Source organism: Paenibacillus sp. Marseille-Q9583 (assembly GCF_976954365.1).
In genome coordinates, this window is the sequence record NZ_CDRJTB010000112.1 from 1 (window position 1) to 10,671 (window position 10,671).

Consider the following 10,671-nt stretch of genomic DNA (forward strand, 5'->3'; position numbering starts at 1 on the left):
CCATTCAAAACTAATAATTGTATACAATTATACAAATATATTGTTGAGGCTCTTGCCCGACAGATTATCGATGAGGAGCTACATAAATATGGCGATACGATCACGGAGGTTGTCAAAGGATAATACCTATGATGCATTAAAACAAAAAATTATTGATAGTGAATTAGAGCCGAATCAACCTGTACATGAAGAAAATTTGGCGGCGTTACTAGGGGTTAGTCGTACTCCACTAAGAGAGGCGATACAGAGATTGGAGAATGAGGATTTTCTCATTCGACAGCCAAATGGAAGACTTCGGGTGGCTTCTGTGACACTCAAAGAGGTTGAAGAAATATTCCAAATTCGCAGCATGCTTGAAGGCTATATCGCAAGAAATGCAGCTAAGCATGCTACAGAGAACGATATTGTTAATTTAACGACGATGATTACAAAAATGAAACACTCCTTCCAACTTGGCGACAATCAGAATTTTGTAACCTATGGATTTGAGTTTCATGATTATTTATCAGAAATCAGTGAACTAAAAACATTCGAGAAAGTTCTGAATCAATTAAGAGATCATTCCCTTCGCTATTGTCGATTCGTCTCCATGCATGGAGATTGGAATACACAGGCCGATGAAGAACATGATCTTATCTTGCAAATGATCGCTGACCACAATGAAGATGGCGCTGAAAAATCAATGCGAGATCATATTTTAAGCAGTCTAGCTACTGCACTTGACCGGATTAAAGGCATAGAAGAAAAGTTGGAAGCATAAAGAAAGGGGAGCACTTTACTATGAATATACTTAATGAGGTTGATCAAGCATTAGCGAATCAATTAATTGATGTTCGTAGAAACCTACATAGAGAGCCTGAATTAGCTTATGAAGAGTTTAAGACCACAGAGAAATTACGGGAATGGCTAACCCATGCCAATATTCATATTCTAGACCTTTCTTTACAAACCGGACTTATCGCAGAGATCGGACAAGGTAATGGACCTGTTGTAGCTATTCGCTGTGATATTGATGCACTTCCAATAGAGGAACAGACCGGATTACCTTTTGCTTCTGAGATTCCTGGGAAAATGCATGCTTGTGGACACGATTTTCACACGGCTACGATTCTTGGCGCTGCCTTATTGTTAAAGGCACGTGAAAGTGAATTGCCTGGCAAGGTTAGAGTATTGTTCCAACCAGCAGAAGAAACAGGGCATGGGGCGGAGAGCGTCTTAGCATCAGGAGGACTAAAGGGTGTAGATGCTATATTTGGTCTACATAATTCACCAGACCTCCCTACAGGAGCTTTTGGAACAAGAACAGGAGCTTTAACAGCAGGTGTTGATCGGTTTGAAATTACGATAAAAGGTGTCGGCGCTCATGCTGCTTATCCTGAAAAAGGTGTGGATTCCATTGTCACTGCGGCTCAGATCATTACCTCGCTACAAACCATCGTAAGCCGCCAAAACAGTACTACAGAACCGGTGGTGTTAAGTGTCACCAGAATTAATGGGGGCTTCACATGGAATGTCCTGCCGGAAAAAGTGGAATTAGAAGGTACGGTGCGAACTTACAATGAAGAGATCCGTCGCCAAATTCCAGTCCAAATGACTCGAATTATTGAAGGGGTTGCTGCAGCTGCTGGAGCAGAGGCTAAGCTACATTGGTATCCAGGACCACCAGCAACGATTAATCATGGCGAATGGGCTGACTTTACCAAAGAGGTCGCTTCAGATGCTGGATATATAGTACATGATATCCCTCCGCAAATGGGAGGAGAAGATTTCTCATTCTATTTACAACAGATCCCGGGTGCTTTTGTAAATATAGGATCAGGCCCAGCCTATGCTTTACATCACCCTCAGTTCGATGTGGATGAAGCTGCGATCTTACCCGCTGCGAAGTACTTCGCTTTATTGGCAGAACAAGCGCTGGTGAAGCTACAAGTCAAAGCTTAATTAATCTCCTAGACCTAAATCCTAAAGATGATTGAGAGGAATGTATATGATTGAACTAAAACAGGTTTCCAAAACGTTCACTCGGAAAGGAATCACGATTGATGCTCTTAAAGGGATCGATTTAAAGGTCGATAAAGGCGATATCTTTGGCGTTATCGGCTATAGTGGTGCGGGGAAAAGTACATTAATTCGTTTAGTCAATTATTTGGAAAGACCTACTGAAGGACAGGTCTTCGTTGCAGGGCGTGATTTAGGAACCTATAACGATAAAGAGTTACGGACGGCTAAGAAGAATATAGGTATGATTTTTCAACATTTTAATCTATTAGAATCTAAAAAAGTATTTGATAATGTAGCGATTCCTCTAGTTCTCTTAAAAAAGAATAAGAATGAAATCCGCCAGCGTGTACAAGAGTTGCTAGAGTTTGTTGGATTAAGTGACAAAGCAGGGAGTTACCCTAGTGAATTGTCAGGTGGACAGAAGCAGCGGGTCGGGATTGCCAGAGCGCTTGCCTCGAATCCATCCATCCTATTATGTGATGAAGCGACTTCTGCCTTAGATCCACAGACAACACATTCTATTTTACAGCTATTAAAAAAAATCAATGCAGAGTACAACATTACTGTGATGATCATTACACATGAAATGTCTGTCATTCAAGAGATTTGCAACAAGGTGGCGGTGATGGAAGAGGGCCAAATTATTGAGCAAGGAAGCGTTCTAGATGTATTCGGTAGTCCCAAGCATAAGACCACACAAAATTTTGTGAAGACGGTTATTCAGAACAGCATTACGCCAAGCGTCCAAAGATCCATCAAAACAGAACCCGGAAGTGTCATTTATAAACTTAATTTTGTTGGAGAAAGCGCCTCTGAGCCTATCCTGTTCGAGATGATTCGATCCTTCGATATGAAGGTCAATATTTTATTTGCGAACACGACCGAGATTCAGGAAACGACACTGGGTACAGTAATTATTCAATGCAGTGGAGATACAGCTGAGATTAACAATGCGTTATCTTTCTTAAAACGTCATGGAGTCGGTGTAGAGGAGGTAGAATCTAATGTTTTCGACCACATTAACAGGTGATCAATTTCTACAGGCGATTATTGAAACGATTCAGATGGTTGGCGTCTCCTTGTTTGTTGGCTCTTTGATAGGGATACCCTTTGGGATATTGCTTGTAATCACACGTCCTGCTGGGGTTTTGGAGAACAAAGCGCTTTACGCCATACTAAATCCGATCATCAACATTATACGCTCTCTGCCTTTTATTATTTTACTGGTAGCGATTGTACCTTTCACACGTTTGATTGTTCATACTTCGATTGGGACAAGCGCAGCGATCGTACCTTTAATTATCTACATCGCACCTTATATTGGCCGTTTAGTAGAGAACTCCTTGCTTGAAGTGAACCCGGGAATTCTCGAAGCTGCTGAAGCGATGGGGGCTACGCCATTTCAAGTGATTTGGTACTTTTTGTTGCCAGAGGCGGTTGGATCATTAATTCTGTCTTTGACAACGGCAACGATCGGGTTGATCGGTGCAACTGCAATGGCTGGAACGGTAGGGGGCGGCGGTGTCGGCGACTTGGCGATTGTATATGGATATCAACGTTTTGATACGGTTGTCGTGGTAGCTACTGTTGTTATTCTCATTATTTTAGTGCAAGGCATTCAATCTTTAGGCAACACGCTAGCAAGAAAAATTCGCCGTTATTAGTCATTACATATTCCAGGAGGGAGTTTGGCAGATGAGTGAATGGAGCAAGCAAGATCGATTTAAAGCGATATTATCCGGAGAAAAGGCAGATCGCCCAATTGTAAGTGGTTGGCGGCATTTTATCGACAAAGAACAAACGGCAGATGATTTATCGCAAACTACGATTTCTTTTACGAAACAATATGATTGGGACTGGGTCAAGATCAATCCTAGAGCAACTTATTTGGCGGAAGCTTGGGGCAATCAATATGATTTTACGGACTATCAGACTGTATTTCCAAGGCAGCAAACAACAGCAATTCCATCAGCGGTTAATCTATGGGATATCGAAGTTAAAAAAGCGGTGCATACAGCGTCCTTGGCAGAACACTTAGAGGGGGTTAGAAAAATTCGTCAAGGACTACCCGATACCCCACTAATCCAAACGGTGTTCTCACCATTGACTGTATTACTATTTATTGTAGGACGTTCTGCTTATGTTACAAAAACAGTGTTTGGCATTGAGCATCCGGTAACTTTGGAGTCGTTATTTAAGGAGCATCGTGCGGCAGCGCACCATGCGTTACATGCGATTTCGTTAACCTTAGCGGATTATGTACAAGAGCTGCAGCAAGTAGGTTCTGACGGTTTGTTCTACGCTGTGACAGGCACCGCTCACCCAGGATTATTTGATGAAGCTATGTTTGACGAGTTCTCCAGACCTTATGACTCTATTGTCTTAGAAGCTGCAAGCTACGGCAAAAACATTCTTCATACTTGTGGGGCTTATGCCCAGCCTGAGAAATTTAATGATTATCGAATTGATGGGATCAGCTGGGATACTGTAGCCGAGGGGAACCCCGGTTTAGAGGCGGCTCTTAAAGCTACTAAAGTAGGTGGCATCGATCATGGGTTGTTCGCTGTAAACGATATTGCACAAATTAAGCAGCAGGCTAAAGAAGCACTGACATTAATGAAAGACCAGCCTTTTATTCTTTCTCCAAATTGCGCTATTCCACTTAATGTGACGAATGAGGCGTTAGCACAACTAAAACAATCTATATTTGAATAGGAGATGAAGTTATGAAAAAGTTGATAGTAGTGTTGATGATAGGGGTTCTAGCGGTATTGACGGCTTGCGGGAATAGTCAATCCGATAATTCTGGAGATAAGAAGAAGCTTACGATTGGATTTGGTGTGGGAACCTATGAGGAGCAATTCCGCCAATCGATCCTTCCGATCCTAGAGAAACAAGGCTATAGCGTTGAAATTAAGTCCTTTTCGCAAAATATGCAGGTCAATCCGGCGATGAAGGAAGGCTCCATTGACGCAAGTATCTTCCAAAGCACAGCATACATGGAGGCAATCAACAAAGAAATCAAAGCTGACATGGTAGGGATTGCTTATGCGCCTGGTGCACCACAAGGTCTTTATTCCGTAAATCATACTACACTTGACGATGTTAAAGATGGTACAACCGTAGCTGTTCCGAATGATCCAGTTAACCAAGAGCGTGCACTTCGTATCCTGGAAGAATTGGGATGGATCAAGATTAAAGATGGCGCAGGCGTAGCTGATTTTAACATCAACAGCATGGAACCTGATAAATATAACATTGATATTAAAATATTAGACCCTGCTCAAATCCTAGTTTCACTGCAAGATGTTGATTACGGCGTTGTAAACGGGAATTATATTGCTAATTCAGACAGAAGGATTACGGATGCCTTGAAAATCGAAAATACGCCTATGGAACACAGAATTATCGTATCGGTTAATAAAAAGGATGAAAATACACAGTGGGCCAAGGACTTGAAAGCCGCTTATGAATCTAAAGAGTTCGAAGAATATATTCGTGGAATAGAGAAATATGATGGTTTCATTCTGCCTGAAGCATGGGATAACAATTAAGTAAGGAAGTGAACGCAAGTGACACAAGAAAAGATTCATTTTATTGGTGGAGGACAGATGGCGGAAGCGATCATTCGCGCATGTATATCCAACAACACCCTGTCGGTAGATCAAATTAGTGTATCTGACATCAATGAAGCTCGCCTTCAGTTTTTGAATACCAAATACGGAATAGATACGAAGAGCTCACAGGAGCATAGCCTATCTACTGCAGATTTGATTGTGGTTGCGGTGCGACCACAGGATGATTTGACTAAACTTGGACAAATCGTACAACAATTCGCTTCACCTACCGCAGTCATCGTATCGATTGTGGCAGGTGTGACGAATGTCCAATTAGCTGGTTATTTTGGAGCTGAGAGGTCCATTATCCGTGTTATTCCAAATACTTTGACGGATACAGGCTACGGATATAGCGGTATAGCATTAAACGCTTACGCTAGCCGTGATCAAGTGGAGCATTTCTTACTCGGATTTGGTAAAGTGCAATATCTGGATGAAACATTAATGGATATTTTCACTGGATTTGGTGTGGCTGGCCCCAACTATATTTATTATTTCATTGAGTCTTTTGTAGATGCAGGTGTGCTTGCCGGATTGCCGCGTGAGCAAGCCTGGAATGTTGCACTGGAGAATATGATGGGATCGGTAGCTATGCTGCAGCAGACAGGGCTGCATCCAAGACAACTGCTTGATATCAATAATTCACCTGGCGGAGTTGGGATGCATGGCTTGTACGAATTAAATAATAGTGATTTTGCAGCAGGCCTGCAAAGAAGTGTTCTGGCAGCTGTGAAGCGTACTACTGAGCTGGGAGTGAAGTAATCATGGCAACGGTGAAATGGGATCATTTAGTACACTACGTCAATGATCTGGCTAAACCGGTTGAAATCTTTGGAGATCATGGTTTGGTTGCTTTTAAGGGAGGTTCTCATAAAGATTGGGGAACCTATAACGCATTAAGTTATTTCGGGCTAACCTATCTCGAATTTCTGGGCATTGAGAATCTTGAGCTCGCAAAGGCAACTGAACATAATCTAGTGGTGAAAGACGCGGTAAAACTTCTGCCGGAGCATGAAGTCTTAAGCAGAGTAGTTATCCGGACAGATGATATTGAAGAAGTAGCGAGTTCCCTTAAGGCAGCGGGTTTATCACTATCTCCAATCATCGATGGGAAGCGTCTAGATAACGAGGGCAGATTAATCGAGTGGCGAATGATGACTATCGGGGGCGACTTTCAAGGACTGGTCTATCCATTCATCATTCAATGGAGCGGAACTGATGCAGAGAGGTTAGAAAGATTAACTTCGTCTGGAGTTATCCACCCTCATCCTGCTGGACATGTTGAAATCGTGCGCGCAGTATTCCATGTCTCCGATCCTGCAGCTACCGCTAAACATTGGGGATCGATATTCGGACTGCCTGTAATAGAGTCAGAGGACGATAGCTTCAGCCTTAAGATTGACGATAAGTCGTTTGCTTTCGTGCAAGGGGATGAGAACCAGTTTAAGCAGGTGATTTTTGAGACAGATTCGTTAGCACTGAAAGGGAAGACGGTTCAGATCGGTGACGGGGAGTATGTTTTTGTATAAGGAATTAGTATCTTTATAATTTAAGACAAAAGACTTGCTTGAAGGTTTCGATACCTCGTGCAAGTCTTTTTGCTATCCGTTGATTTATCCTGAATAGCTATGTGCCTTGCTTGAAAGTTTAGGGTTATTCATACGTACCTGTGGTGATTGAAAACCTCGAGTATGCAGTTAAGAGATAACCTTCAACGGATTAATTCATGTACCAAAAGTATAGTATCCATTTTGATTGGGATTGCAATTGAAGAAGGATGTATCCCTTCTGTTGATATGACTTTGAATAACAAAATGTTTTTTGCGATGGGACGAAACGGGTAATTTATAATTGTTATTCCGAGTTTACAGACTGTAATCGTCTTTACAAGCACGCTTGATAATACCATTAAACCTTTGGATTTTGTGCGTGAGTTCATTGTGAAATCAATGGGGAATTGATGGGATTGGGTTTTAGGGGGATGTCATCGAAATATCGTTGTTGTCACAAAACGACTCCTTATCTCGTTTTATATGCAAACGTAATAAGGAGTGGTAGCAATGAAAGAATTGACATGCATCGTTATTGGCGGAGGATATGCAGGTATTAATGCAGTTAAAGCGATTCGGAAAAAATTTAAGGGGCAAGCAAGTAAACGAACACTCCGACTTATTTTAATCGATAAGAACCCTTATCACTTTCGCAAAGTATTGCTTTTTAAGCCGGCGGTCGGAGATGAAGAGATTACTATCCCTCTGACTAGGTTATTTCCCGAGGGGGTTGAATTCGTTCAGGCTACTGTAACGAAAATCGAATCAGGGGAAAGAAGGCTACTTTGTCAGGATGCTGTAGGAAATAAGAATTCGATGAAATATGACTTCCTCGTTTTGGCGGTGGGCAGCGTCGTGCGGCAACCCGACCCTGATCAAGGAGGTATGGCATTAGCGAGTTTAGACGCTGCGTGGAAGATCCGAGAGGCATGGCGCGCGAATATAAAGAAAGCTGTAAAGGAAAAAAGCTCGAAAGAACGTCAGAGATTAATGACCATTGCCGTTGTTGGAGCGGGCATAAGCGGCATCGAGACATCTGCCGAACTAGCTTATTTTTTTCGTGATGATGCGGTATCATTGGGACTTGACCCGAATGCTGTAAGGATAAATTTATTTAACGCGAATAAGAGACTTTTCCCAGAAGGCCCGGCAAAAGTAGGGCTTAAACTGGAACGTTCACTTGACGCTTGCGGAGTAACTACCTTACATGGAAGTAGGGTATTACAGGAGAAAGAGGGAGTGCTAGCCTTATCTAACGGCGAGACGATGTCCGCTGGCCTATGTGTCTGGACGCTGGGGCTGTTACCCAACCCAATGCTGCAAAGCATCGGGTTACCGATCACTCCGGAAGGATACGTGATCGTAGATGCAAGTTATCGGGTTCAAGGGGCCCAGGGTGTATACAGTATCGGCGACTGCGCGCGAATCGTAGACCCTGCTAGCGGACAGGTGGACGGGAAGACGTGTAAGGAAGCGACCGCCCAAGCAGCAAGGCTTGGAAAGATTTTATCGGCGGATATTGCAGGGCGTCCGGCACCCATGCATAAGGAATTTATTGACTTTTTTTGCTTTTCCTTAGGTCCGGAGCAGGGAATGGTATGGACACATCAATGGGGGTTAGATATTATTTTTACAGGAAAGCTGGGTTGGCGAATAAGGAAATTCACATGGGATTCGGCAAGTCTGTTAAAATAATGTAAACAGAGGGTTAGTGGAAAAGGGTGGAATTTTAAGATGCAAGAGTTATATGAGCATTATAAAGGGCTGCTATTTACGCTTGCCTACCAACTGACTGGATCGGTCTCCGATGCGGAGGACGCTGTGCAGGACGTATTCCTGAAGTTGTATGATGTAAAGCTGGATCGATTGGTTGAACCTAAAGCATATTTGTGCAAAATGGTAACTAATCGCTGTCGGGATTTATTCAATTCGGCGCGTAAGCGGCGGGAACAGTATTTCGGGCAATGGCTTCCTGAGCCCCTTCTTACTCCGACTGATGAATCGTTTGAATCGGTTGTTCAAGGCGAGCTGCTGTCTTATGCTATGCTCGTATTGCTTGAAAGGCTGTCCCTTACGGAACGGGCAGTGTTCGTGCTTCGTGAGGCGCTCGGTTTTGAATATGCTAATATTGCTGAGCTCGTTGGCAAAAGCGAAGCAAATTGCCGTAAGCTGATCAGCCGTGCGAGAGGAAAGATGGGGATTACTCCCGATGAACCAGTCAATCCCGAAGCTGCAAGCGAAGAGTGGGTCCGTCGACTCCTAGCGGCTCTCGAACAGGGTAACGTGGATAGGGTTGTATCCATGCTCGCCAAAGATGTCGTGTTGGTCTCAGATGGAGGGGGTAAAGCCTTCGCCGCCGTCCATCCTATTGAATCGCGCGATCTCGTCGCCCGTTTCCTTCTCGGCTTAACTCGTAAGGCTCCTCATTACGAAGGAGGCATGCATGTAGAAATGAGGGATATAAATGACCAAACAGGACTCGTTGTCCGTTCAGGAGATGGCATCGTAACTGTTGCGCTAATGCATGTCGAGAGAAATTTGATTCGCAACTTATACTTTGTTAGGAACCCAGATAAGCTGAGGCATCTATTGAAATGAAAAGAGGATTTGAAAAAATCGCCGTTAGAATAACGGAATACAGTGGTTTAGCAAACAAATCACTTAAAGTGCTTGTTAGAAGTTAAGTATAGTGGTAATCAAAGGTGAGGGTTATGTTATGCCAAAAAATGATAATATGCTAACAATTCTATGGATGTTGAATTCGGGAGAGAAATTGACTGCAAAGCAAATATCGGAAAAGTTAGAGATAAATATAAGAACAGTTTATCGGTATATTGATGCACTATGTACCAGTGGCGTCCCTATCATATCCGACACAGGGCACAATGGCGGGTATAGCTTGCTGCACAATTTTATCAAATCTCCTCTACTATTTAGTATGGATGAAAAAAAGACACTGCTTCATGCTGCCCTATTTGCAAAAGAAGCCGGATATCCTTTGAGTGAGGCATTAGAGAATGCAACATCCAAGTTGAAAATGTATTCGAATCAGGAGCAGGAAAGTATACTAAGCCATCATTTAGCCGGATTTGAAGTAATAAACCGCAGGGGATACCCCGCAGTTCAGCTGGTATTGCAGGAATTGGAGCACGCTGTAGCAAATGAATGGTCTGTAGAAATTTCTTATCGTAATAGTCATGAAGAGCAGTCCCAAAATAGGGTGATAGACCCCTATGGTATGGTTAATTGGAACAATAAGTGGTACACAATTGCATTTTGCCACCTGCGTAATGAGATCCGCAACTTTCGGGTAGAACGAATTCTGAACATCGTACGCACGCCATTCTCATTTAGGCGTCCAAATGATTTTTCAGCGCGTACTTTTTTTATGAAAAATCTGTTGCCAGATGTAGTAGGTAAATCCGAATTAATTTCTTTAATTATTGGTGGCAGGGCAGAGGCGTTGGATGATTTATGCATACATTGGTTTTTGGAGCATCATT

Annotated in this window: 11 protein-coding genes; all 11 read left to right on the forward strand. The window is 42.9% G+C overall.

What is annotated here, in order from left to right; genetic code table 11:
• Positions 1 to 88: 88 nt before the first annotated feature.
• Positions 89 to 760: a GntR family transcriptional regulator gene (locus tag ACWNM1_RS29190; protein ID WP_449603726.1), complete on the forward strand. Its 672-nt coding sequence runs from the start codon at positions 89 to 91 to the stop codon at positions 758 to 760.
• Between the two features lie 20 nt (positions 761 to 780).
• Positions 781 to 1,941, forward strand: a complete 1,161-nt coding sequence (locus ACWNM1_RS29195) for an amidohydrolase (RefSeq protein WP_449603727.1) — start codon at positions 781 to 783, stop codon at positions 1,939 to 1,941.
• A 46-nt stretch (positions 1,942 to 1,987) separates the two neighbouring features.
• Complete coding sequence (locus ACWNM1_RS29200) at positions 1,988 to 3,031, forward strand: methionine ABC transporter ATP-binding protein (protein ID WP_449603728.1); 1,044 nt, start codon at positions 1,988 to 1,990, stop codon at positions 3,029 to 3,031.
• Entirely contained in the window at positions 3,006 to 3,665 is a 660-nt protein-coding gene (locus ACWNM1_RS29205; RefSeq protein ID WP_449603729.1) for a methionine ABC transporter permease, read from the forward strand. The genes ACWNM1_RS29200 and ACWNM1_RS29205 overlap by 26 nt, the downstream gene beginning before the upstream one ends.
• 31 nt (positions 3,666 to 3,696) lie before the next feature.
• Positions 3,697 to 4,716: a uroporphyrinogen decarboxylase family protein gene (locus ACWNM1_RS29210; protein WP_449603730.1), complete on the forward strand. Its 1,020-nt coding sequence runs from the start codon at positions 3,697 to 3,699 to the stop codon at positions 4,714 to 4,716.
• Between the two features lie 11 nt (positions 4,717 to 4,727).
• Positions 4,728 to 5,555, forward strand: a complete 828-nt coding sequence (locus ACWNM1_RS29215) for a MetQ/NlpA family ABC transporter substrate-binding protein (RefSeq protein WP_449603731.1) — start codon at positions 4,728 to 4,730, stop codon at positions 5,553 to 5,555.
• Between the two features lie 18 nt (positions 5,556 to 5,573).
• Complete coding sequence (gene proC / locus ACWNM1_RS29220; RefSeq protein ID WP_449603732.1) at positions 5,574 to 6,380, forward strand: pyrroline-5-carboxylate reductase; 807 nt, start codon at positions 5,574 to 5,576, stop codon at positions 6,378 to 6,380.
• 2 nt (positions 6,381 to 6,382) lie between these two features.
• Positions 6,383 to 7,147, forward strand: a complete 765-nt coding sequence (locus ACWNM1_RS29225; RefSeq protein WP_449603733.1) for a VOC family protein — start codon at positions 6,383 to 6,385, stop codon at positions 7,145 to 7,147.
• Positions 7,148 to 7,678: 531 nt separating this feature from the next.
• Positions 7,679 to 8,863, forward strand: a complete 1,185-nt coding sequence (locus ACWNM1_RS29230; protein ID WP_449603734.1) for an NAD(P)/FAD-dependent oxidoreductase — start codon at positions 7,679 to 7,681, stop codon at positions 8,861 to 8,863.
• A gap of 39 nt (positions 8,864 to 8,902) precedes the next feature.
• Positions 8,903 to 9,766 carry an RNA polymerase sigma factor SigJ gene (sigJ, locus tag ACWNM1_RS29235; protein WP_449603735.1) on the forward strand — a complete coding sequence of 288 codons (864 nt, stop codon included), beginning with the start codon at positions 8,903 to 8,905 and terminating at the stop codon, positions 9,764 to 9,766.
• Between the two features lie 118 nt (positions 9,767 to 9,884).
• Positions 9,885 to 10,671, forward strand: a 787-nt coding sequence (locus tag ACWNM1_RS29240) for a helix-turn-helix transcriptional regulator (RefSeq protein ID WP_449603736.1), incomplete at its 3' end; no start/stop codon positions are given.